This is a genomic window from Alphaproteobacteria bacterium, from assembly GCA_016699735.1.
Classification (GTDB): domain Bacteria; phylum Pseudomonadota; class Alphaproteobacteria; order Micavibrionales; family Micavibrionaceae; genus JAGNKE01.
On the sequence record CP065008.1, the window covers coordinates 682,692 to 704,836 of the forward strand.

Annotated in this window: 20 protein-coding genes; 8 read left to right on the forward strand and 12 right to left on the reverse strand. The window is 54.7% G+C overall.

Annotation, left to right across the window (positions count from 1 at the left end; genetic code table 11):
- The first annotated feature begins 11 nt into the window (after positions 1 to 11).
- From IPN28_03350 to IPN28_03360, 3 genes are read left to right on the forward strand one after another with little or no spacing between them, the layout of a single operon-like run.
- On the forward strand, positions 12 to 2,183 hold the full coding sequence (locus IPN28_03350) for a prepilin-type N-terminal cleavage/methylation domain-containing protein (protein ID QQS57871.1): 2,172 nt from the start codon (positions 12 to 14) through the stop codon (positions 2,181 to 2,183).
- A gap of 18 nt (positions 2,184 to 2,201) precedes the next feature.
- Positions 2,202 to 4,364 carry a prepilin-type N-terminal cleavage/methylation domain-containing protein gene (locus tag IPN28_03355; GenBank protein QQS57872.1) on the forward strand — a complete coding sequence of 721 codons (2,163 nt, stop codon included), beginning with the start codon at positions 2,202 to 2,204 and terminating at the stop codon, positions 4,362 to 4,364.
- Between the two features lie 40 nt (positions 4,365 to 4,404).
- Positions 4,405 to 5,721: a type II secretion system protein gene (locus tag IPN28_03360; protein ID QQS57873.1), complete on the forward strand. Its 1,317-nt coding sequence runs from the start codon at positions 4,405 to 4,407 to the stop codon at positions 5,719 to 5,721.
- A gap of 49 nt (positions 5,722 to 5,770) precedes the next feature.
- Here IPN28_03360 and IPN28_03365 read toward each other — a convergent pair whose 3' ends face one another.
- A complete protein-coding gene (locus tag IPN28_03365) occupies positions 5,771 to 6,226 on the reverse strand; it encodes a cold shock domain-containing protein (protein ID QQS58522.1) in 456 nt (151 codons plus the stop codon).
- A 268-nt stretch (positions 6,227 to 6,494) separates the two neighbouring features.
- Here IPN28_03365 and IPN28_03370 point away from each other — a divergent pair, with 268 nt between their 5' ends.
- Positions 6,495 to 8,189, forward strand: a complete 1,695-nt coding sequence (locus tag IPN28_03370; protein ID QQS57874.1) for a long-chain fatty acid--CoA ligase — start codon at positions 6,495 to 6,497, stop codon at positions 8,187 to 8,189.
- Here the strand turns inward: IPN28_03370 and IPN28_03375 are convergent, their stop codons facing one another.
- From IPN28_03375 to IPN28_03390, 4 genes are read right to left on the reverse strand one after another with little or no spacing between them, the layout of a single operon-like run.
- Complete coding sequence (locus IPN28_03375; GenBank protein ID QQS57875.1) at positions 8,190 to 8,657, reverse strand: hypothetical protein; 468 nt, start codon at positions 8,655 to 8,657, stop codon at positions 8,190 to 8,192.
- Positions 8,658 to 8,666: 9 nt separating this feature from the next.
- Positions 8,667 to 9,191: a GNAT family N-acetyltransferase gene (locus IPN28_03380; GenBank protein QQS57876.1), complete on the reverse strand. Its 525-nt coding sequence runs from the start codon at positions 9,189 to 9,191 to the stop codon at positions 8,667 to 8,669.
- A gap of 14 nt (positions 9,192 to 9,205) precedes the next feature.
- A complete protein-coding gene (locus IPN28_03385) occupies positions 9,206 to 9,739 on the reverse strand; it encodes a GNAT family N-acetyltransferase (GenBank protein QQS57877.1) in 534 nt (177 codons plus the stop codon).
- The gene (locus IPN28_03390) at positions 9,732 to 12,143 is read right to left on the reverse strand and encodes a phenylalanine--tRNA ligase subunit beta (protein QQS57878.1); all 2,412 of its coding nucleotides are present in this window, start codon (positions 12,141 to 12,143) and stop codon (positions 9,732 to 9,734) included. The genes IPN28_03385 and IPN28_03390 overlap by 8 nt, the downstream gene beginning before the upstream one ends.
- Before the next feature lie 222 nt (positions 12,144 to 12,365).
- On the opposite strand from IPN28_03390, the gene IPN28_03395 reads away from it, so the two are divergent.
- A complete protein-coding gene (locus IPN28_03395) occupies positions 12,366 to 13,325 on the forward strand; it encodes a hypothetical protein (GenBank protein QQS57879.1) in 960 nt (319 codons plus the stop codon).
- Here the strand turns inward: IPN28_03395 and IPN28_03400 are convergent.
- A complete protein-coding gene (locus IPN28_03400) occupies positions 13,322 to 13,762 on the reverse strand; it encodes a GNAT family N-acetyltransferase (GenBank protein ID QQS57880.1) in 441 nt (146 codons plus the stop codon). The genes IPN28_03395 and IPN28_03400 overlap by 4 nt on opposite strands.
- Positions 13,759 to 14,871, reverse strand: coding sequence for a phenylalanine--tRNA ligase subunit alpha (gene pheS, locus IPN28_03405; GenBank protein ID QQS57881.1), 1,113 nt, complete (start codon positions 14,869 to 14,871; stop codon positions 13,759 to 13,761). The genes IPN28_03400 and pheS overlap by 4 nt, the downstream gene beginning before the upstream one ends.
- Before the next feature lie 98 nt (positions 14,872 to 14,969).
- On the opposite strand from pheS, the gene IPN28_03410 reads away from it, so the two are divergent.
- Both IPN28_03410 and IPN28_03415 read left to right on the forward strand, forming a co-directional pair.
- Entirely contained in the window at positions 14,970 to 15,227 is a 258-nt protein-coding gene (locus IPN28_03410; GenBank protein ID QQS57882.1) for a hypothetical protein, read from the forward strand.
- Entirely contained in the window at positions 15,220 to 15,729 is a 510-nt protein-coding gene (locus tag IPN28_03415; GenBank protein ID QQS57883.1) for a putative toxin-antitoxin system toxin component, PIN family, read from the forward strand. Before IPN28_03410 ends, IPN28_03415 begins: the two co-directional genes overlap by 8 nt.
- Before the next feature lie 10 nt (positions 15,730 to 15,739).
- On the opposite strand, the gene IPN28_03420 is transcribed toward IPN28_03415, so the two are convergent.
- The 4 genes from IPN28_03420 to rpmI all read right to left on the reverse strand — a co-directional run bounded on the left by IPN28_03420 (position 15,740) and on the right by rpmI (position 17,882).
- Entirely contained in the window at positions 15,740 to 16,423 is a 684-nt protein-coding gene (locus IPN28_03420) for an HAD family hydrolase (GenBank protein QQS57884.1), read from the reverse strand.
- Positions 16,420 to 17,187, reverse strand: a complete 768-nt coding sequence (locus IPN28_03425) for a DotI/IcmL/TraM family protein (GenBank protein ID QQS57885.1) — start codon at positions 17,185 to 17,187, stop codon at positions 16,420 to 16,422. The genes IPN28_03420 and IPN28_03425 overlap by 4 nt, the downstream gene beginning before the upstream one ends.
- Before the next feature lie 69 nt (positions 17,188 to 17,256).
- On the reverse strand, positions 17,257 to 17,634 hold the full coding sequence (rplT, locus tag IPN28_03430) for a 50S ribosomal protein L20 (protein QQS57886.1): 378 nt from the start codon (positions 17,632 to 17,634) through the stop codon (positions 17,257 to 17,259).
- Positions 17,634 to 17,882, reverse strand: a complete 249-nt coding sequence (rpmI, locus tag IPN28_03435; GenBank protein QQS57887.1) for a 50S ribosomal protein L35 — start codon at positions 17,880 to 17,882, stop codon at positions 17,634 to 17,636. Before rpmI ends, rplT begins: the two co-directional genes overlap by 1 nt.
- Before the next feature lie 285 nt (positions 17,883 to 18,167).
- Here rpmI and IPN28_03440 point away from each other — a divergent pair, with 285 nt between their 5' ends.
- Positions 18,168 to 19,037: a DUF1223 domain-containing protein gene (locus IPN28_03440; protein ID QQS57888.1), complete on the forward strand. Its 870-nt coding sequence runs from the start codon at positions 18,168 to 18,170 to the stop codon at positions 19,035 to 19,037.
- 247 nt (positions 19,038 to 19,284) lie between these two features.
- On the opposite strand, the gene polA is transcribed toward IPN28_03440, so the two are convergent.
- Complete coding sequence (gene polA, locus IPN28_03445; GenBank protein ID QQS57889.1) at positions 19,285 to 22,089, reverse strand: DNA polymerase I; 2,805 nt, start codon at positions 22,087 to 22,089, stop codon at positions 19,285 to 19,287.
- Between the last annotated feature and the right edge of the window lie 56 nt (positions 22,090 to 22,145).

Consider the following 22,145-nt stretch of genomic DNA (forward strand, 5'->3'; position numbering starts at 1 on the left):
GAGGCAGACCTATGGCCATCCATAAAGACTATATTTGCAAGAGCAGAAACTCTCAATCGGGTTTTACGTTGATAGAGATGTCGATCGTGATGATGATTTTCGGGATAGCGCTGATCGCGGGATTGAAGCTGTACGATAATTACATGGTGCATAACAAGGTGGTGGCGACGGGCTCGAGTATTTCGTTGACGAGTCGGGCGGTGAGTGATTTCCGTGCGCGTTTTGGGCGTTATCCGTGTCCGGCGTCGTTGACGGCGGTCCGGGGGACGCCGGATTACGGGCGCGAGGGGGATTGCAATGCGAACGGTTTGGCGCGGGATGGCGTGACGCCGGGGGACGAGGCGCCGGCGGACAATGCGGCAGCGGGGACGTTTGCGGACGGATATTTTGTGGAGCAGAGTGCGCGGATGGTGGACACGGACGGGGACAGCGTGGCGGAGACGCGTCCTTTGGTGGTTCGGGGGTCTGTTCCGTTCCGGGATTTGAATTTGCCTGAGGATTATGCGTATGACGGGAACGGGTATCGTTTGGATTATGCGGTGACGCAGAGATTGGCGGTTCAGGATACGTTTAACCCGCAGCACGGGGGGATATCGATAGTGGACACGCAGGCAACGCCGCAGTCTCTGCTTGAGGTGGCGGATTCTGGATTGTTCGTGATCCTCAGCCACGGCGATGACGGCGCAGGAGCCTATACGCGCGAAGGGCAAAGGGTGGAAACCTGTCCCACGGGCAGCGACATCGAGAAGGACAACTGCGATGTGAGCAGCGCGGAGGCGAGGTACACGCATATCAGCCGTGATTCACAAACGAATACCAGCCATTTTGACGACCAGCTGGCCTATTATACGGGAACGGACGATTCCCTGTGGGAGGTGGCGGAGGCCGATTCTGCGGATATCATTCTGCGCCAGGACGGGCGTGTGGGCGTGAACATCAAGATCACCTCCGGCGTATTGCCTGAGGATTCACTGGCGGTGAACGGGGTAATCCGGGCCACGAGCGATTACCGGGCGCAGCAGATCTGCGACCAGAACGGGAATGATTGTTTCATGCCGGACGTGATCGGCGGCTTGATTGCCGACGGCGGCGGCATGGAATGCCCGCCGGGGCAATATATGCAAGGCATCGATACCGCCGCTCCGGAATGTGTAAATATCCCGGCCGTAAGCGAACTGCGCTGCCCTGCGGGTCAGATCATGATCGGTATGGACACCAACGGCACCCTCAAATGCTCCGATCCGCCATCCATGTGCGATCCGGCAAACAAAACGATTTGCGGCGCAACCCAGACTTTACCGTCCGCAATACTGAGCACCCAGCATATTTTGACGGGGGGAAGCTCCAGACAGGAGCGCTATCAATGTAAAAATATCAGCGGCGTTGTCCGCTGGGAAACTAACCCGAACTGGACCACCGGCGTCTGCACCTGCGATCCCGCGCAAACACAGAGCGGCACGGCAGGATGCGGCAACGGCTACACCGGAACACGGCCACGCACAAGAACACGCGTATGTCCGGCAGGAACTTGGAGTGCTTGGGTTTACACCAACCCCTTTAACTCGGACTGCACCTGCACCGGATACACACAGTCAAGGGATAACGCGTGCGCCTCAGGCTACAATAGCGGTGTGGACCGCGAGATCAGAGTCTATACCTGCGGAGGGTCCAATAACCTGGTCACCACAGGATGGGCGGATGACCCCTCGAACCCCACCCCCTGCGCGTGCGTGGAGCAGAATGTGTCCGAGACGAATCTGGCCTGCACGGGCGGTCTGGACGGCAGCTACAGCCGGACCAACCATCTGAGCTGCCCGGGCGCAACCTGGGATGGTTGGGTCTACGATTACAGCGGCTGTACCTGCGACGCGTCCAAGACCCGCACCCGCGTGGTCTCCTGCCCGGCGCCGCAGATCGGCACGATCACCGAACAGGATACCTTTACCTGCACCAGCGGGACCACGGGCTACTGGAACGATACCTGGGTACAAATCTTCGACGATTGCTCAACCCCTCCGCCCACCGTTTGTACCTGGAACCCGATCGGGACGCCCGTTCAGGTGGTCACCCAGCCCGCCGTGCCAAGAGCAGGAGCGGAATGCACCTGCGGCACCGGAACCTCGGGCTGCTTCGAGTACGGCGACCCCAACTACCTCAAATACAACATGTGTACCTGTGAGTAACGGCAGAAGGTGAAAGCCATGACCATGATAAGGCATAACAAAAAAAATCATCAATCTGGTTTTACCTTGATTGAGATGTCGATTGTGATGATGATTTTCGGGATAGCGCTGATAGCGGGATTGAAGCTGTACGATAATTACATGGTGCATAACAAGGTGGTGGCGACGGGCTCGAGCATTTCGTTGACGAGCCGGGCGGTGAGTGATTTCCGTGCACGTTTTGGGCGTTATCCGTGTCCGGCGTCTTTGACGGCGGTCCGGGGGACGCCGGATTACGGGCGCGAGGGGGACTGCAATGCGAACGGTCTGGCGCGGGATGGCGTGACGCCGGGGGACGAGGCGCCGGCGGACAATGCGTCTGCGGGGACGTTTGCGGACGGATATTTTGTGGAGCAGAGTGCGCGGATGGTGGACACGGACGGGGACAGTGTGGCGGAGACGCGTCCTCTGGTGGTTCGGGGGTCTGTGCCGTTTCGTGATTTGAATTTGCCAGAGGATTATGCGTATGACGGGAACGGGTATCGTTTGGATTATGCGGTGACGCAGCGTCTGGCGGTTCAGGATACGTTTAACCCGCAGCACGGGGGGATATCGATAGTGGACACGCAGGCGACGCCGCAATCGTTGCTTGAGGTGGCGGATTCTGGATTGTTCGTGATCCTCAGCCACGGCGATGACGGCGCAGGAGCGTACAGCCGTGAGGGGGCGATGGTTCAGGCGTGTCCGGTAGGCGGCGACATTGAGAAGGACAACTGCGATATCAGCGGCGCAGAGGCCAAATATGTTCATATTGCGCGGCAGAGCCCGAACGATATCAGCCATTTTGACGACCAACTGGCTTATTATTCAGGGACAGACGATTCCCTGTGGGAGGTGGCGGAGGCCGATCCTGCGGATATTATTCTGCGTCAGGACGGGCGTGTGGGGGTGAACATCAAGATCACCTCCGGCGTATTGCCGGACGACTCGATGGCGGTGAACGGGGTGATCCGGGCGGTGAGCGATTACCGGGCGCAGCAGATCTGCGACCAGAACGGGAATGATTGTTTCATGCCGGACGTGATCGGCGGCTTGATTGCCGATGGCGGCGGCATGGAATGCCCGCCAGGACAATTTATGGAAGGAATAACCAACGCCGCGCCGGATTGTGCGAGTGCGCTCCCGGTCACCGAGCTGCGCTGCCCGGCGGGTCAGGTCATGACCGGCATGGATACGAACGGCACATTAAAATGTTCCGATCCTCCGGGAATTTGTGACCCTGAAGACCGAACGATTTGCGGCGCAACCCAGACGCTCCCCATGGCAACCATCGGCGCCCAGTACATTCTCTCCGCCGGTGCTTCACGCTTGGAAAGATACGAATGTAAAAATATCAGCGGCGTTATCCGCTGGGAAATCAACCCGAACTGGGTCACCGGCGTCTGCACCTGCGATCCGGCCCAGACGACGACAGGAGTCGGTGGTTGCGGTCTGGGCTATACCGGAACGCGGCCTTACACGCAGACCATGCAATGCCCGTCCGGCATATGGGGACCGATCGTCTATGATAATGCCTTTGGAACGGACTGCACCTGCGTCGGCTATGACGATTACCGCGATCTCGCCTGCGGGGCGGGGTATAACGAGGGTGTGGACCGTGAGGTCAACCATTACACCTGCGATGTGTCTGGCAATCTGGTATCTTCGGGCTGGATGGACGATTCAACCAACCCGACTCCCTGCGCGTGCGTGGAGCAAAACGTCTCGGAGACCAATCTGGCCTGCACCGGTGGCCTGGACGGCACCTACAGCCGGACCAACCATCTGAGCTGCCCGAGCGCGACCTGGGATGGTTGGGTCTACGATTACGGCGGCTGTACCTGCAACGCGTCCAAGACCCGGACGCGCGTGGTCTCTTGCCCTGCGCCGCAGATCGGCACGATCACCGAGCAGGATACCTTTACCTGCACCAGTGGAACCACGGGTTACTGGAACGATACATGGGTGCAAATCTTCGATGATTGCTCCACTCCGCCGCCCACCGTTTGTACCTGGAACCCGATCGGGACGCCCGTTCAGGTGGTCACCCAGCCCGCCGTACCGAGAGCAGGAGCGGAATGCACCTGCGGCACCGGAACTTCGGGCTGCTTCGAGTACGGCGACCCCAACTACCTCAAATACAACATGTGTACCTGTGAGTAATTTTAAGAAATAACATGATCCATACATTCGAGGCAAAATCATGAAAAACGAAAACCTGCACCGCCAAACTCTGTCTCATGAACGGGGTTTCAGCCTTCTTGAAATGGCCATCGTCATTTCGATTATGGGATTGATTATTGCCGGATTGGCGCAGTTTTATTCCCTTTATTTAAAGCAGTCGAAAGACGACACCAGTTTCGACAACATCCAGCTTGTAAAAACGGCGATTGCCGAATTTTATACGGACCGGAGCCGCTATCCGTGTCCGACTGACCCAAGCTTGCCGACAACCCACGCCAACTACGGTATTGAAATGTGCCCGGGGCGTAACGTGGCGGGAGTGGCTGTCCCCAATATAGCCGTCGGAACCTGCTGGGGCCAGTTATGCAGAGTGCTTTCAGACCGGGCGATCGACACCAACGGTGACGGTACAGACGACCCCCAGACCGTTCTGGTCGGTGCTTTCCCGATAAGGAACGTGCTCAGGGATATGATAGCAGACCCGTCCGACCTCGATCCGAGCGACGGCGTCGATATGATGCCCGTGGATATCGATTTTCCGGGAACCCAAACGCTGGACGCCTGGCGTAATAAATTTGTCTATGCCGTCACGGAATCCATGACCGATCAGACCACATATAACAACAACCTTGGCGCCATCACCGTCAACGATGAATTTGGCCGCCCCCTGGTCGATCCCGTGGACAGCGCGCATTATGCGGTCGTTTCCCTTGGGGAAAACGGGCGCGGAGCTTATAACGCGATGGGCAACCTAGTCGGAGACAGTTGCGACCCGGCAACCGTACCGGCGGTTTACGACCCGATGTATCCGGGCATAACAAGCCAGGCGAGTATCGAATACGAAAACTGCAATTCGGACTCGGTCTTTATCAGCGCCCTGAAAAACGAATTGATGGGCGATGCTTTCAACGACGACATGACGGCCTATGAAACCTGGGCTGCAACCGATCTCTGGGCACCCTCTCCGGTCAACCCAGTGCACGTCTATAACGTAAATATCGGTAACGTCGGCGTAGGAGTAACCGATCCGGTGCAAAGGCTGGACGTGCAGGGCGATATTCAGGCCGCGAACGCGCTGGCACAGCGCTTCTGCAACGTTTCGACCGGGGCGGGATGTTTTGACACCGCGGTCATCGCCGGTGAAATCGCTAACGGCGACGGCATGAAATGCCCAGCCGGCTACGCCATGACGGGAATCGAAAATGGAGCGCCGATCTGCGCCTTCGAGGTGGTTCCCTCGGGGACCAGCTTTACCGGAACCTGCCCGGCCGGACCGCCCAAACAATATGTGGTCGGCGTCCGCAGCGACGGATCATTGATCTGTGAAGCGCTCTGATAAAAAAGGCCTGTGAAAACAGGCCTTTGCTTTTTTATATCAGGGTAAATCACCCGATAATCTGAAGATCGACGGCCTCGCGCCCCTTGGAGACCGATTTAAGCGTGACCCGGACCCGCTGTCCGGCCTGAAGTTCATCGACACCCAGAGTTTCCAGCAAGGATTTATGGATAAAAATATCCTTCATCCCGTCATCGGGGATAATGAAGCCGAAACCTTTCTCGGGCTTGTACCACTTGACCAGACCGCCCATCGAAACCGTGCCGGTTTCCTCGTCTTCTTCGGGCATGGTCGAAACGGCACCCTTACTGATAACTTCAAGGACTTCCCTGACCTGATGCCCTTTCGGTCCGGCAAAAACCCGGCAGAGCAAAACCGCTCCCTCTCCAATCGAATAAACGCCAGCCTTCTGCAGAGTGGTTATATGCAAAAACGCATCGTAATTCCCCTCTTCGGGAACCACAAAGCCGAACCCCTTCGTGCCGTTGAACCACTTGAGATGCATCCTGACGGTCGAAAGGTTTTCTTCCGGTTGAATCTGATCAAGTCGAGTGTGCAAAGCAGAAACGCCTTAAATAAAAAAACAAATGACAAAAACACGCAGAAAAACGAGTGCGAAACCCAGAATCAATACTGCCCGAATTTTATATTCAAATCCAGAATCAACACCGGACTTTTCCCAGACATTTTTCAGGAGATATTAAATTGATTTCAAAGGATCGCTTCTGAAGCTTGCTAACATATGGTAAAATAAAGAAAAACAGGAAGTACATATGCCTCAGAAAAATTGGCCGTGGTTGAAATCTTATCCACAGGATGTGAATTGGCACGATCAAATCCAGCCAAAACCTCTCTACACGCTGCTGGAGTCCGCTGCTGCGAACTACGGCGGGCGACCCGCGCTCGACCATCTTGGAAAAAAATATGACTGGAACACGCTCTGGGAGATGGCGCGCAAATTCGCCAGGGGTTTGCAGGCACAGGGCGTGAAGAAGGGCGATCACATCGGCTTGTTTCTGCCGAACTCACCCTATTATGTTGTCTCGTATTACGGCGTACTCCTGGCCGGGGCGTGTGTTGTGAATCTCAATCCTCTCTACGCGGAGGAGGAACTGAAAACCCTGATCGAGGACAGTCAGGTCGAGATCGTGATCTCCGTCGATCTGCGGATGCTTTATGAAAAAATGCACAGGATGCTTCACGAAACGCGGCTCAAAAAGCTGATCCTCGGCAGTTTCGCGCAGACTCTTCCCTTTCCAAAGAATATTTTGTTCAGGACATTCAAGGCCAAAGAGATTGCGAGGGTAGAAAGTTCGCCGCGCATACTCTGGTATGACACTCTGTTGGAGAATGACGGCAAGCCGGAGATTCCGCCCATCGATCCCCGCAACGACCTCGCCGTCATACAGTACACGGGGGGCACGACCGGAACGCCCAAGGGCGCGATGCTCACGCATGAAAATGTTTATGCCAACACCATGCAGTGCCTGTCATGGTTTTACGTCATCGACGATACCCCCGCTAAAATGCTCGGCGTTCTGCCCTTCTTCCATGTCTTCGCCATGACGGCGGTGATGAATTTCAGCGTGGCGCGGGGTCTGGAAATTATCGCCCTGCCGCGTTTTGAATTGAAGGAGACGCTCAAAATCATTCATAAAAAGAAACCGCGTTTTTTCCCGGCGGTTCCGGCGATCTATAACGCCATCAACCATTCTCATTTGACGGACCAATACGATCTTTCATCGCTCAAGGTCTGCCTCTCGGGCGGTGCGCCTCTGCCCGTGGAGGTCAAAAAGACCTTCGAGCAAAAAACCGGCTGCGTGGTCATCGAGGGCTACGGACTTTCGGAATCCTCCCCTGTGGCAACCGTTAACCCCGTGCAGGGCGAAAACCTTGCCGGGTCCATCGGCCTGCCCGTACCCGCAACCATCATCGAAATCATCGACCCCGCCGATAAGAAAACCCCCATGCCGCTCGGTGAGCGCGGCGAACTCTGCATCCGCGGGCCGCAGGTCATGAAGGGCTACTGGAACAAACCCGAGGCCACGGCGGATGTTCTTAGGCCGACCGGGGAGGGCGATAGGCGCCTGCATACGGGCGACATCGCGGTCATGGACGCGCAGGGCTACACCTACATCGTTGATCGGCTGAAGGACATGATCATCACCAACGGCTATAAAGTCTACCCCAGGAACGTGGAGGAGGCGGTCTACAAACACCCGAACGTCGAGGAATGTATCGTCGCCGGCCTGCCGGATGAAAAACGCGGCGAGATCGTGAAAATCTGGATCAAGCCTAAAGAGGGCCGCGAACTCGCCCCCGACGACCTGAAGGAATTTCTCAAGGATAAAATCTCCCCCATGGAAATCCCCAAGCTCTATGAATTCCGGGATAAACCATTGCCCAAAACCATGATCGGCAAACTCTCCCGCAAGGATGTGGTCAGGCAGGAATTGGAGAAGAGGTAATCAACACCCACTGAGAGGGTGTTGAGATAAACTGCATGTAAGTGGTGTATCGTATAAGTCTCTTTCACCAAAAGGCTTAATATTCAACACTTTTCCGGCCATGTCATAATAAAAAAGATGTCTCCAAGACCCTTTTTCTCCGCGAAACAAGGTGCGTGGTTCGACATATGAAACAAGAAAATATAATCTATCGCGGTCATCATTCGACCCATCTCTGCCGATCCGCGCCCCCGCTTTATCAATCAGAATATGCTCCACATAAGCCCGCGACGTTCCCTGCGGAAACATCCGCCGAAAGGCTTCGCGGTCTTCGTCTTGCGAAGCAAACGGCGAAAAACGGTAGCCGTCATATTTCTTATCCCATTGGGCCTTCTGGGCTTTAGAATCGCTCTGCGGTAAATAGCCGCAGGAGCAAATCGGCAGGATCAGGATTAAAAGTATTAATTTCAAAATTGATTTCTGAATCATTCTTGCAACTTATATCTTTTTTCTCAACCTCGCCAAATCCATCTCATACATAAACTCCTCCATTCTCTGCCCGTCCGGCCAGTCTTTTTCCACCTGCCCGATAAGCGTAAACCCATGCCGCAGGATCGCCCGCTTTGAGGGCTCGTTATCCGCCCGGTGGGAAACGGAAAGCCGCGTCCACGGCAAATGCTTCATCCCGAAATCCATCCGCGCCTTGTAATAGAGGTCGGCATACCCCCGCCCGCGATATTCGGGCGCGATAAAACTCATGGCAAAAACGCCCGTCCGCCCCGAGGGATCGTCGCGGCAGGTGAAGACGGCCGTAATCCCGATCAATTTGTTCTCGTCAAACAACCCTGAAACCTGCTTGCCTGACCCATCCAGCATCTCCCGCCATTCTTCGGGCGGGCGGGACTCGGCGTCCGCAAGCGTGCCGGAATAAAACCCCGGATGCTTCGAAAGCGCCCGCAGCCGCAGGCTCCGGAAAATATCCGAGTCATCGGGAACAAGAGGGCGCAGATAAACCTCTGTCATAAAAATCTCCGGCTTTAGTTGGTCTGCCTGACCCGTAGCGCATCAAGGTCCATCATATACCGGATTTCCGTATCCTGCGACCCGTCGCTCCAGAGCGTCTGGCGCGTACTATCCAAAAGAAAACCGTGCCGCACGATCGCCCGCCGCGAAGCCTCGTTTCCTGCCCGGTGCGAAACCGTTAGCCGATTCCACGGAAGATGCGCGGCAGCAAACCACAGCCGCGCTTCATAAAACCACGCCGAATAATGATGGCAGCGATAGGCGGGCTCGATATAGCTCATCGCCAAAACGCCCGTCTGCCCCGTGGGGTCTTCCCGCCACGTGAAAATTCCGCTCAGCCCGATCAGCCTCTCTCCTGCAAAAAGACCGAACACCTGCTTGCCCTCGCCGTTCAGTTTGATCTGCCAGTGCGAATCCGGATAGGCGGTTGATTGCTCAAGATTTGAGCAGAAATGACCCTTATTCTCAGCCAGAGACTTCAGCCGTAACCGGCGGAAATTGCGGAAATCTTCGGGATGAAGAGCGCGGAGAAAAATGTCGTCATCCACGCAGGACACCGCCGGCCTTTTCCGCGACGGCGTCGATAATTTTTTGCGAGACGGCTTCGATCTCGGCATCGGTGAGCGTCTTCTCGGCGGGCTGAATCGTGACCGCCAGCGCGATGGATTTCTTGCCGGGATCGACGCCTTTTCCGGTATAGACGTCAAACACCCGCGCCTCGGTAATCAGCGCCTTGTCGGCGGAAAGCGCCGCCCGCACCAGCGTATCGGCCTCCACCTTCGCATCCACGACGAACGCGAAATCCCGGGATACGGGCTGGAAAGGAGAGAGTTTCAGCAACGGCTTACCCGTGCCGTCCTTCTTGCGCGGAGCAGGAATTTTCTCGACGAACACCTCAAACCCGACGACGGTCGTATTCTTGATACCCATCTCATCCAGCACGGCGGGATGAATCTCGCCAAAATAAGCAAGCGCATTTTTGCCGAGGGTCAGCGCACCCGAACGCCCCGGATGATAATAGGATGGCGCCTCGCGTGTCACCCGCGCGCTGTCGGCCGGACCGCCGCAGGCAGACAAAACGGCCAGAGCGTCCGCCTTCGCATCGTAAAGATCAACGGCGCGGCCTTCCTCCGCCGAGGCCCAATGACTCGGACCTTTTGCGCCGATCCGCACGCCCGCAGCCACCATATCCTGCCCGCCGACCTTCTGCGTTTTGAACGCCGGACCGACTTCGCACAGCCCGATATCTGTAAAACCGCGGTCCGCATTGCGCCCCGCCGCCTCGATCAGATTGGGCAGCAGGGAAGGGCGCATCTGATCCAGTTCGGAGGAAATCGGATTGGCCAGCGTCAGCGCCGGATTATCGTTCGATCCGAAAACTTTCGCGCGGCTTTTGGGCAGAAACGACCACGTCACGCACTCCTCAAGCCCGCGCACCGTCATTGCCGCCCGCGCCCGCCGCACGCGATTCAGCGTCACAGTTTCCGCCGGGGCCGTCACCGCACCCGCACTCCGCACGGAGACCGCTTCGATATTCTCGAACCCTTGAATACGCACGACCTCCTCGCACAGATCCGCCGCGCCTTCGATATCCCCGCGCCACGAGGGCGGCTGCACGGAAAATCCCGTTCCCTCTTTGGTTACTGAAAACCCCAAATTCTCAAGGATATTCACCTGCTTTTCCGTAGGCACATCAACGCCGCACAGTTTTTTAACCAGAGCGGGTTCGTGCGAAATCGTTCGTTTCCACGAAGGCACCGCTCCGGCGGTGACGACATGACTCACTTCGGTCTTATCCGTTCCGCACAACTCAAGAATCAGCCGCGTGGCAATCTCGATGCCCGCCCGCGTAAATTCCGGGTCCGCGCCGCGCTCGAAACGGTAACGCGCGTCGCTCTCAACCTGCAGAGCGCGTCCGGCGCGTGCAATCCGCATCGGTTTGAAATACGCACCTTCGAGAAACACATTGACCGTCCGCTCATCGCAACCCGTGGATACGCCGCCGACGATCCCGCCCAGGCCGATCAATCCGCTGCCATCGGTAATGCCGACCAACCCCTCCGGCACGGTATAGCTCTTGTCATTCAGCGCATCGAGGCTTTCGCCCTCTTCGGTCTTGCGAACCACGATATCGCCTTTCAACTTGTCTGCGTCAAACACGTGCAAAGGCCGCGCATATTCAAGGGTCATCAGGTTGGTGATATCCACCAAAGCCGAAATAGGTCTTAAGCCGACGGATTTAAGCATATTCTGCAGCGATTGCGGCGAGGGGCCGTTTTTGATGTTGCGGAACAGTCGTCCCAAGAAGAGGGGACATCCATCCGTATCCTCGATTTTCACGCGGATCGGCGAATCAAACGTGCCCTTGACCGGACTCTCATCAATCACCTTCAGAGTTCCGACGCCCGCCGCGGCAAGATCACGCGCAATCCCGCGCACGCCCGAACAATCCACCCGGTTGGGCGTCAGCCCGATCTCGATAAGCTGGTCCTGAAGGCCGAACACTTCGGCCATCGGCGTACCGACCTCGTATTTTGCATCGACCTCAATAATCCCCTGATGCTCCTCTGAAAGGCACATTTCCCGCTCCGAAACCAGCATCCCGTTAGATTCGACCCCCCGGATTTTGGTTTTTTTGAGGGTTACATCCAAACCAGGGATGTAGGTGCCTTCGGGCGCGAAAATGCCCTTCATGCCGGTCCGGGCATTCGGCGCGCCGCAGACGACCTGCAAAGTGCCCTTTTCCGTCCGAACCATACAGACGCGCAGCTTGTCGGCATCGGGATGCGGCTCCGCCGATTCGACATAGGCGACCTTAAAAGGGGCGTATAGGGCGGCCTTGTCCTCAAAACTCTCGACTTCCAGCCCGATAGCGGTGAGTTTATCGCAGAGGCTTGGCCCGTCGGCCTGCGTTTCGAGGTGCCTTTTAAGCCAGGAAACTGTGAATTTCATGAAATCTGCCCTTTTTATGCGCTTTTCGCGGTTTCTTTAGCGTTGAATCGGGAACCTATCTAAGCCCAAAAAACGTAATTTTCCAAGGCATTAGTGCAAATTAAGATATGTTTGCGTATAAAAGCGGTCCTGTGCTATGATTTTTTAGGTTCAAAAAACAATGGAATCACATGACGGGTTGTACTTTTTAGGTGCGATCAAAAAAATAGAGGGGAATAGATTATGGCAGAAATAGAAGCACCAGCAGTACTCCAGGAAGCAGACGCACCTCAACAGACAGCTCCTGCTACCGAGCCAGAGAAGCCGTCCTTAGCTGATGCCGCGATGGGCAGATTGGACAACGATCTGGCGAATGGAAGTGTAAGCGATGCCGACCTGAGACAGGCCGCAAAGCGGGCATACGAAGATCTTTTACAAAAAACAGGTGGGCCAAATCAGGCCGCAGCTTCTCTAAGCTTAATTCAGCAATCTGGTGCTTTGAATGAGGGTATTGCTAACCAGTTTCGCGGCGCTATGACGATCGCTAACGGCAATTCGGATAAATTTGCAGAAGAAATTGTCAAACGAAGACAAGACCTGTCCCAGCTCATGCTGGCAACAACCCCGGCGGCTCAGCCTGCAACCGCCGCTGCAGGAAGTACACCGACTACAGGCGCAAACTTTTCCTTTTCTGATATGCTTAACAGCGATTTTATGAAACCTTTTAAGCAGTTTCTAGAATCTATGTTGTCGGCTTTCAGCGGCGGAAAGAAGGTAAACTTGGATACTTTATTTGCTGGTAACAAGCCTGCTACGGCTAATCCGAACGCTCCGACGACCACTGCCGGGGCAACGCCACAGACGGCTTCAACTACTGGACAAACTCCTGCACCTGCGGCAATCACTCCACCGCCGCCGGCGTCAGCAGCGGCCACAACCCCTCCCACTCTAGCAGAGCAACCCGGAGGAGTGGCGTATGACGTTGCTAATCCATCAGGAGGCGGCGCAATATCTGTCAACCAAGATGCTCGTCTGGTAACGATTGGCAATACCTCTGCGCCAGGTTACTTTAACGGCCTGTCTAACCCTGATCCAGGTTTGATCACTACAAGATTGTCAACTGAACTTCCGGCCGCAGAAGTTCAGACGACTCTCGCTTCTAATACTGCAACTCCATCGCGTTACCAACCAGTCTGGACCTAACTGATCGGTAACACATAAAAAGCGAAATCAAGTTTAATGCCAAGGTTCTTATACAGAGCCTTGGCACTTTTATTATCTTCAGGCGTCAGCCAGTACATCCGCGCCCAGCCCTCGTGTGTCCCGCGCCGGATGACGTCCTCGACCAACCTGCGCCCGATTCCGCGTCCGCGCTGTTCCGGCAAAACAAAAACATCCTGAAGGTAACACACAGGCCTCAGATGGCCCGTGGTAGGATGAAGAATATAATGCGCGATACCCAGAATCTTGCCGTTCTGCTCCGCGCAAATCCCGTAAACCGGCTCGTCCTCGGCCAGAATACGCCGCCATGTTTCCTGCGTAACGGCGTCATCGCGCTGACCGAGATTATTGGCATCCCAGAGCGGCAGCCATTCGGCGAAATCGGGATAAGCCAGCGGCCTGAACTTGATCTGGTTCATGAGGGTTTTTGAACGCCCGTCGCGTTATTGGGTCGATCCAGCGGATCGAATCCGTAATGCCGCAGCCAGCGCACATCGCTCTCGAAAAAGGTCCGCAGATCAGGAATCCCGTATTTGAGCATCGCCATACGCTCGATCCCCATACCGAACGCGAAACCCTGATACTGGTCCGGGTCGATCCCGCAATTCTTCAGCACGTTAGGATGCACCATCCCGCAACCCAGAATTTCCATCCAGCCGTCAACCGACCCGTCTGCATTTCCGCCCAGCCGCAAACCCCCGCCCTTGCGGGAGCAGGCAATATCCATTTCCGCGCCGGGCTCAACGAAAGGAAAAAAGCTGGGACGAAGCCGCACGGGAAGATTATCAATCTCAAAAAACGCCCGCACGAAATCCATCAGGCAACCTTTCAGGTGGCCCATATGGATATCCTTATCGATCAGCAGCCCTTCCATCTGGTGGAACATCGGCGTGTGCGTCATATCGTAATCCGAACGGTACGTCCGCCCGAAACAGATGATTTTGTGCGGCGGCTTGTGCGACTGCATATGCCGGATCTGAACCGAAGACGTATGCGTCCGCAAAAGCTTCTTGGCGTATTCGCCCTTTTCCTCGGGATCATCGGGCAGGAAGAACGTATCCTGCATCTCGCGCGCCGGATGGCCCGGGGGAAAATTCAGAGCTGTGAAATTGTGGTAATCATCCTCGATGTCCGGCCCTTCGGCAACGGCGAAACCCATATCGGCAAAAATGGCGGTCAGTTCCTCGATTGTCTGGCTGATCGGATGGATATGACCCTGAACAGAAGGTCGGGGCGACAGCGTCACGTCAAGCGTCTCCGAAGCCAGCCGCTCATCCAGAGCCTGCCGCTTGAGCGCGGCCTCCTGACGTTCGATCAGAGCGGCGATCTCATCCTTGAGGGCATTGAGTTCCTGCCCCTTCGTTTTGCGCTCCTCCGGGTCCATCTGGCCCAAACTCTTCATCAGGGCGGTGATGCTGCCCTTTTTACCAAGAACCGTCACCCGGACGTCATCCAGCGCCTTGAGATCATTGGCGGCAACGATTTGATTGGCGATTTCGGTCTTTAAACTCTTGATTTCCTGCGACATGCGTTGTTTCTAACACGCGAAGCGCCTGAAAATAAAGTGGTTTTCGTGTCTTTTAAAACAGATTATGATAACGTAAGCACTTAAAAAACAGGCGGGCCATGAACGACGATAACGAAAAGGGTGATATGAAATCCGGTTTTGAGGGAAAAACCGCTCGGAATGCCCCTGCTTTGACTGAAGCGGAGCGCGAGCGCAAAGGGCTTGAAGTGATCGAAGCCCTTGATCGGTTGCGCGAGGAAGCCCTTAAGAACGGCCTCACGCCCGAAATAGCCACAGAAATCCTCGAAGAGTATTACGCTGAAAAGCGCGCCGCCAAAGACGCCTCCTTGACGAAGGAGAAATCAGGCGATGCCTAAAAAGGTCGTGATCGACACGAACGTATACGTCAGCTATCTGATGGCTTCGAGAAGCGACACGGCGGTGGCGCAAGCAGTAAGATACGCGCATGGCCGCCACCATCTTTATCAAAGCCCCGAAACCTTTGCGGAATTGGAAGAAGTTCTTGCGCGTCCGAAATTCGCCCGCTACTTCTCGCCCGACGCGGCGCAGGGTTTATTGGATAAGATCAAGGCCAGCGCCACCTTTCTTGAGCCGACGACAAAGCCGCAGATATCCCCCGATCCCGACGACAATAAATTCTTCGCCCTGGCGGAGGCCGCCGACGCGGATTTTCTGCTCTCCGGCGACACAAAGCACGTTCTGACAATTTTGGATTACCGGAACGCCCAGACAATAGCCCCCGTCGACTTTATCGATCCGCGCAACCGGACCTTGTATTTCTCACACATGGCCTCTCCGGCCAGAAAAGACAGCGGCCTGTTCGAGCCGGTCATATTTGAAACTTTGGCACAAGACTGACTTTTCCGTCTCAGGATGAAGACCATTTCTTTGAAATGATCGGAATGGCTTGCGGAAGGGAGTCGATCAGGTGATCCGGCCGCGCCTTCCGCAGTCGCGCTTCGGTAATACACCCGCCTGTGATTCCGATGGACATGACGCCCAGTTTTCGCCCGATATCCGGCTCTTCCATACTATCGCCGATGATAAAGGAATTATCGGGATGATAGCCCCGTTTGACCAGAAAGCTTGAGAGCCTTTCAAGTTTGTTAGTGGCGTTCAGAATTGTGGTCCCATCGCAATTATTGGCCGAAACATGACTGAAATACTTAGCGATTTTTAATCTTTCAAGCTGTGGCTCAATCTTGAGCGTCAGGTAATTGCTGAGGATAATACACGCAATCCCGTGCGCCTTAAGCCACTCCAGCAATTCTCTTGCGCCGCGGCGTGTTCGGACATTCGCCGCCAAAGCCTCGTAGCGGGTCTGAAAAATCGCATTGGCCTCTTCCTTCGTGGCCAACACCCGGTCGATATCGCATCCGTTGCGCTTGTAATAATGGATCACTGGGAAATCGAAAGTTTCCCGCTGTCTCTGTAATGTAATCGGCGACTTGCCGTAAAATTCAAGACAGGCGTTCGAAGCAACCCAAGCCATGCGCGTGTCGGCGATCAACGTACCGTTCCAGTCGAAAACGGCGAGTCTTTGTAACGTCATTCGTCAATAGAGTCCTGATCAGGACTCTTTTCCACGGCAGAATTCTCACTCTTGGAAGGAAAATCTTCCTCAACAGAATCTTCTCCATTACCGGAACTATCTTCTTCTTTTTTGCCTAAGTTTCCGTCCTTATCTTCTTCTAAGCCCATTTTGTCCTTCAACGCATCATGAAGGCTGGCATTTTTCTTCTGCTTCCCTCCGTCATGGCAAGGACAAAAAATAGGATCCTCGTCAATAAATGAGAGCCACCTGTCCACTGCAAGCCTTTTACCCCTGTCCTCACCAGAGGGAATTTCCTTGATATCAACTGAAATCTTAAGAAACTGAAATAACGTACTGCCTTCAGAGCTATACTCAATAACGTAGTTGAAAGTAGAGGTCCAAAAAAAAGTCGACCGGACAATTTTAGGCTCACTAATCTGAATAGGCGAAATAATATAGCCATGAATAGTTTGTTTTTTACTGATAATACTTTTGAGAAAACCCGTCTCATTCATGGCACCATAAAAAGATCGAAAGCCTGCAGTGGAAAAAAAATCCTTTATTGCTCCGAGTTTCTCTTTGTAGTTTTCATGATTAAACTCAAAAAAGCTGTTTGAAACACTTGAAATGAAGCCTTTCACGGCAAATTCATCAAAATCGGGGCCAGCGCCTATCACTTCGCGTACCGAGGGTGGATCTACAATGACTTCCGCGTCAGCTTCAAAGGCAGAAAGAGCAAGGAAAGTTAAAAAAAGAAGAAAAAGCTTTGAATATTTTTTCATGTGACACACCTTACAAAAAGCTCCTCCTGAACTATCATAAGGAGGAGCTAAGGAACGCAACAAAATAAATCAAGCAGCCCTATTCTCAATTTTGGCTAATGCACTCTGCGCTTGCTTGACCAGAGCCTCAAACTCCGCTGGATTCCGGATCGCCAGATCGGAGAGAACCTTACGGTCCAACTCAATGGCGCACAGTTTCAGGCCGTGAATGAACTGGGAGTAGGTCAGTCCGTGCTGACGCACACCGGCATTGATCCGCTGTATCCACAAAGCGCGGAAGTCACGCTTTTTGACCCGGCGGTCACGATACGCATACTGTCCGGCTTTTTCGACGGCCTGAACGGCGGTGCGGAAGCAATTCTTCCTCCGCCCGTAATAGCCTTTGGCTTTCTTGATTACCTTGCGGTGTCTGGCGTGGGCGCGAGCCCCTCCTTTAACGCGGGCCATTATTGTGCTCCTTCTTCTTTTTTAGCGGCAGGCTTTTTCTTGCGCTTGCGGCTGTTGGGCAGGAAATTGCGAAGAACGATCGTCGCATCGGCATCGCACAGCGTATCCATCCCACGCGCCTTGCGCTTCATGGATTTCGGCTTGTTCATCATCATGTGTCGGGAATGGGACGGTTTAGCTTTGACTTTGCCCTTAGCCGTCACCTTAAAGCGCTTTTTGGCGCTCGAGTGCGTTTTCATTTTCGGCATTTTCATCTCCAGAATTATTATTGAACCATGCGATCGAGGCATGCCGATTTCAGCCAGACCGCTCTTTAAGAAGCGCTATATAACAGCGGCCTTCGACGTAAATCAAGCTTTTTTTGAACGCGTCCGGAAAAGATTAAAACGCCTTACTTCAAATTTTTTCGATTGTAGGCGCATTTTTGTGAATTGAACTAAATTATTGAAAATAAACAAAAAACATAGGACTTGTGGCGTCTATATGCTCACACTACACTGGCTCGTCCTTACCGAATCGCACAAAGGAAATTCATGACGAACCCAGAAAAAAAGCAGCCTATAGGCCTTCTCCTGTGCCTCTTGATGGTCGTAATCGGCTTTATTTCTCCTGTATATGCGGAAGATAAGCCCCCTGCCGTTCCGGTTACGGAGGTGCAGGTAGAGACGCTTGAGCCGCCTCCCGGCCTCGCCGCTCCCGATAAACAGCAAACCGCGGCATTAGAGAGGCCACAAGGTCAAACAACGCCAAATGCGAATACTCTTGTGGTCGTTGAGCTATTCTCATCGCAGGCCTGCGTCTTCTGCCCTAAGGCGGACGCCTTGTTGGGCGAACTGACAAAGGCGGAGAATGTATTGGCGCTGTCCTGCCACGTGGATTATTTCGATGTCAAAACTGGGTCGCTCTCGCACCCGTTCTGCAGCACCCGCCAGATCGCCTACGAATCAACCCTCCGCGCTGGGCCGAAATACACGCCGCAGATAGTCATAAACGGGCGCTACGACGCCGTAGGATACCTTAAGGAAGATGTTCTGACGGCCATACGTCGGGCCCGAAAGGCGCAGGTGCTCATTGAGCCGGAGGTGCGGCAGGAGTCGGACCTCCAGACCTTTACCCTGATTCTCCCTGAAATGGCGGCAGCACAAGATTCGATCTATAAAATCTACATTCTGAACTTCGATAGCCCGCATGAAATAAAGGTCGCGGAAGGCGGAAATAAGGATAAGGCGATGACGTATTATAACATCGTCTCAAATGTCGGTATTCTTGGGGATTGGGCCGGAGAAGCCAAATCCCTGAAATTTAATCCGAAAATGAGCGAAAAGGCCTCTGGATTTGCGGTTCTCATCAACGATCAGAAATCGGGAGTAATTATCGGCGCCGCTCAATACCGGCGGTCTTAGCTTCGATCAGCCGCACACATAGCGAAACCGCCCCAAGCCTAAGCAAGGAGCGGTTTGCTTTCCGTGTGTGGGGAACTTGTGTATCCCTCTGCGGATAATCTGGAACTTCGGCAGTTGCGTGTGTGGGGATGGCTACCGAAGCGAGGGCGGTTGTAACACGGCCTTCCAAAAACTGTCAACAGAAATATAGAAAATATGGCGTTAAGTGCATAAAATATTCATTATTTCCTAATATTGAATATGCAGCCTAATGCGCCGCCCCCCAGCTGCTTCCGGCCCCGGCTTCTACAACCAGCGGGACGGAGATATCTATTCCATTGATTTTAAATGAATTTTCCATAGTTCTGCGAACGATCACCTTGGTCTGCTCGATTTCGCCCTCGGGAACCTCAAAGATAAGCTCGTCATGAACCTGCAGGAGCATACGTGCCTTAAGCCCTTCCTTTTTCAGAGCCGCAGGAAGCCGCCCCATGGCGATTTTGATGATATCCGCCGCCGTACCCTGCAGCGGGGCGTTGATCGCCTGCCGCTCGGCGCCACGGGCGCCGGCGGGGTTCTTGTCCTTGATTCCGGGGATCACGCATTTCCGCCCGAACAAAGTACCGACATGGCCGTTTTTCTTGGCTTCGGCCTTAGTAGCGTCCATATAGGTCTGGATTTCCTTAAAACGGTTGAGATAACGGCGGATGAACTCGCTGGCATCGGCCACGGGAATACCAAGCTGCCGCGCCAGACCGTAACCGGAAATCCCATAGATAATCCCGAAATTGACCGCTTTCGCCTGCCGCCGGATATCCGGTGTGACCTGCTCCAGAGGAACCCCGAAAACTTGCGAAGCGGTCAGCGCGTGAATGTCCTCACCGTCGCGGAACGCTTGCTTTAAGGCTTCGACCCCCGCCATATGTGCAGACAGCCGCAATTCAATCTGCGAATAATCCACTGACAGCAGAACGTGACCCTCCTCAGCGATAAAAGCTTCGCGGATTTTCCGCCCTTCCTCGGTGCGGATCGGGATGTTCTGCAGGTTCGGATCGGTGGAAGCCAGCCGCCCCGTGCTGGTCCCTGTCAGGTGATAGGATGTATGCACCCGCCCGGTCGCCGGGTTGATCTCATCCTGCAAGGCATCCGTGTAGGTCGATTTCAATTTGGCCAGTTGCCGGAACTCCAGAATTTTTTTGACGATCTCATGGCCCTCGGCGGCAAGGTCTTCGAGGACGTCCACGGATGTACTCCAGTCGCCCGTCTTGGTCTTGCTCCCGCCCTTTAGCCCCATTTCGTCAAAGAGGACTTCGCCCACCTGCCGGGGGGAGGCGACGTTAAAGGGCCGACCCGCCAGAGCGTGAATCTCCTCTTCAAGAACCATAAGTTTCTTGCCGAATTCATCGCTCATCTTCTTGAGGACTTTTGGATCGACCTTGATCCCGGCAAGCTCCATATCCGCGATCACGGAGATCAAAGGCCGCTCGATCATCTCATACACGGTCGTCATTCTCTCCCGCGCCAGTCGCGGCTTGAAAATCCGGTACAGGCGCAGCGTCATTTCCGCGTCTTCAGCGGCGTAATTTGTCGCAGCTTCCAGCCCGACTTTATCAAAAGTCACCTGCTGCTTGCCTTTGCCCGCCACCTCCTCGAACCCGATCATCTTATGCCCGCAGCACATCTGGGCAAGGTTATCGAGCGAATGGCTGTGCGCCGACCCGTCCAGAACATAAGACATCAGCATCGTATCGTCGCACGGCGTGATCCGAATGCCGTGCCGCGCTAAAATCTGCCAGTCATATTTCATGTTATGACCGATTTTAAGCACGCTCTCATCCTCAAGCACGGGCTTCAGCAATTCAATCGCCGTCTTCAAATCCATTTGTTTGACGGTCGAGGACGCACTATCCCCGAACAGGTCCGTTGAAAAACTGTGACCAACGGGGATATAGGCCGCCTTGCCGATCCGTGACGCCAGCGAAATCCCGACCAGATTGGCCTTCGCGGGAGTCAGGGCGGTCGTCTCCGTATCCACGGCCAGCAGCCCGGTTTCGTAAGCATCCGCGATCCATTCTTCGAGCGCCTCCGCATCCGTAATCATCGTGTAGATATTATTAGAGGCGGGCGGGAGCTTGTCCTCCTCGATGTGTGTTTCTGCAGACACATCGCTAGTGACAGTTTTCGCCGCGATCGGCGTCCCGCCCAGCCTGCGGATGATCGAGGAAAAAGCGTGCTTCTCAAGAAAAGCCATCAACTCCGGCTTGTCCGGATCGTGGGTTTTCAAATCCTCCAGCGCCATAGGGACCGGCGCGTGATCGTCCAGAGCCACCAGCTTCTTGGAAATCCTTGCCGCCTCGGCGTGTTGAGTCAGAACTTCACGCCTTTTAGGCTGTTTAATTTCCCCGGCCCGCTCCAGAAGGTCTTCCAGCGTTCCATAGGTATTGATCAGCTCAGCGGCGGTCTTCACCCCGATCCCCGGAACACCCGGCACGTTATCGACTTTGTCGCCCGCCAGCGCCTGCACGTCTACGACCTTCTCCGGCCCGACCCCGAATTTCTCTATAACATCGGCCAACTCCAGCCACTTGTTTTTCATGGGATCCAGCATCCGCACGCCCGGACGTATAAGCTGCATCAAATCTTTATCGGAAGAAACGATCACGACCTTCTTCCCCTGTTCCAGCGCCAGCCGCGTATAGGTGGCGATCAGATCGTCCGCCTCATAGCCTTCCATCTCCAAAGCCGGGATATCGAAAGCCAGCGTGGCCTCACGAACAAGAGGAAATTGCGGGATCAAATCTTCCGGCGTCTCGTCCCGGTTGGCCTTGTATTGCGCGTAGATTTTATTGCGGTAGTTCTCCCGCGCCGCGTCGAACACGACGGCCAGATAAGGTGCGTGATAATCCTTGAGCATCTTGAGCAGCATACTCGTATAACCATACACGGCCCCAACGGGAACACCCTCGGGATTGGTCATCGACCCGCGCCCGGAATAGGCCAGCGCGTAATAGGCCCGGAAAATGAAGCCCGACCCGTCGATCAGGAACAACTCGTCTGTATGGTTCTCGCTCATGCCCTGTAAACTGAACGAGTCGAACGCCCCTGTCCAGAGCCGAGCTTGTCTTTCGC

What these genes read in the sequence shown, in the direction of transcription:
- IPN28_03395 (QQS57879.1), top strand. Translation starts at nt 12,366, where the DNA reads ATGGCAGAAATAGAAGCACCAGCAGTACTCCAGGAAGCAGACGCACCT.
- IPN28_03410 (QQS57882.1), top strand. Translation starts at nt 14,970, where the DNA reads ATGAACGACGATAACGAAAAGGGTGATATGAAATCCGGTTTTGAGGGA.
- rplT (QQS57886.1), bottom strand. Translation starts at nt 17,634, where the DNA reads ATGGCCCGCGTTAAAGGAGGGGCTCGCGCCCACGCCAGACACCGCAAG.
- IPN28_03390 (QQS57878.1), bottom strand. Translation starts at nt 12,143, where the DNA reads ATGAAATTCACAGTTTCCTGGCTTAAAAGGCACCTCGAAACGCAGGCC.
- IPN28_03350 (QQS57871.1), top strand. Translation starts at nt 12, where the DNA reads ATGGCCATCCATAAAGACTATATTTGCAAGAGCAGAAACTCTCAATCG.
- IPN28_03400 (QQS57880.1), bottom strand. Translation starts at nt 13,762, where the DNA reads ATGAACCAGATCAAGTTCAGGCCGCTGGCTTATCCCGATTTCGCCGAA.
- IPN28_03380 (QQS57876.1), bottom strand. Translation starts at nt 9,191, where the DNA reads ATGACAGAGGTTTATCTGCGCCCTCTTGTTCCCGATGACTCGGATATT.
- rpmI (QQS57887.1), bottom strand. Translation starts at nt 17,882, where the DNA reads ATGCCGAAAATGAAAACGCACTCGAGCGCCAAAAAGCGCTTTAAGGTG.
- IPN28_03375 (QQS57875.1), bottom strand. Translation starts at nt 8,657, where the DNA reads ATGATTCAGAAATCAATTTTGAAATTAATACTTTTAATCCTGATCCTG.
- IPN28_03415 (QQS57883.1), top strand. Translation starts at nt 15,220, where the DNA reads ATGCCTAAAAAGGTCGTGATCGACACGAACGTATACGTCAGCTATCTG.
- IPN28_03370 (QQS57874.1), top strand. Translation starts at nt 6,495, where the DNA reads ATGCCTCAGAAAAATTGGCCGTGGTTGAAATCTTATCCACAGGATGTG.
- polA (QQS57889.1), bottom strand. Translation starts at nt 22,089, where the DNA reads ATGAGCGAGAACCATACAGACGAGTTGTTCCTGATCGACGGGTCGGGC.
- IPN28_03355 (QQS57872.1), top strand. Translation starts at nt 2,202, where the DNA reads ATGACCATGATAAGGCATAACAAAAAAAATCATCAATCTGGTTTTACC.
- IPN28_03420 (QQS57884.1), bottom strand. Translation starts at nt 16,423, where the DNA reads ATGACGTTACAAAGACTCGCCGTTTTCGACTGGAACGGTACGTTGATC.
- pheS (QQS57881.1), bottom strand. Translation starts at nt 14,871, where the DNA reads ATGTCGCAGGAAATCAAGAGTTTAAAGACCGAAATCGCCAATCAAATC.
- IPN28_03365 (QQS58522.1), bottom strand. Translation starts at nt 6,226, where the DNA reads ATGCATCTCAAGTGGTTCAACGGCACGAAGGGGTTCGGCTTTGTGGTT.
- IPN28_03425 (QQS57885.1), bottom strand. Translation starts at nt 17,187, where the DNA reads ATGAAAAAATATTCAAAGCTTTTTCTTCTTTTTTTAACTTTCCTTGCT.
- IPN28_03440 (QQS57888.1), top strand. Translation starts at nt 18,168, where the DNA reads ATGACGAACCCAGAAAAAAAGCAGCCTATAGGCCTTCTCCTGTGCCTC.
- IPN28_03360 (QQS57873.1), top strand. Translation starts at nt 4,405, where the DNA reads ATGAAAAACGAAAACCTGCACCGCCAAACTCTGTCTCATGAACGGGGT.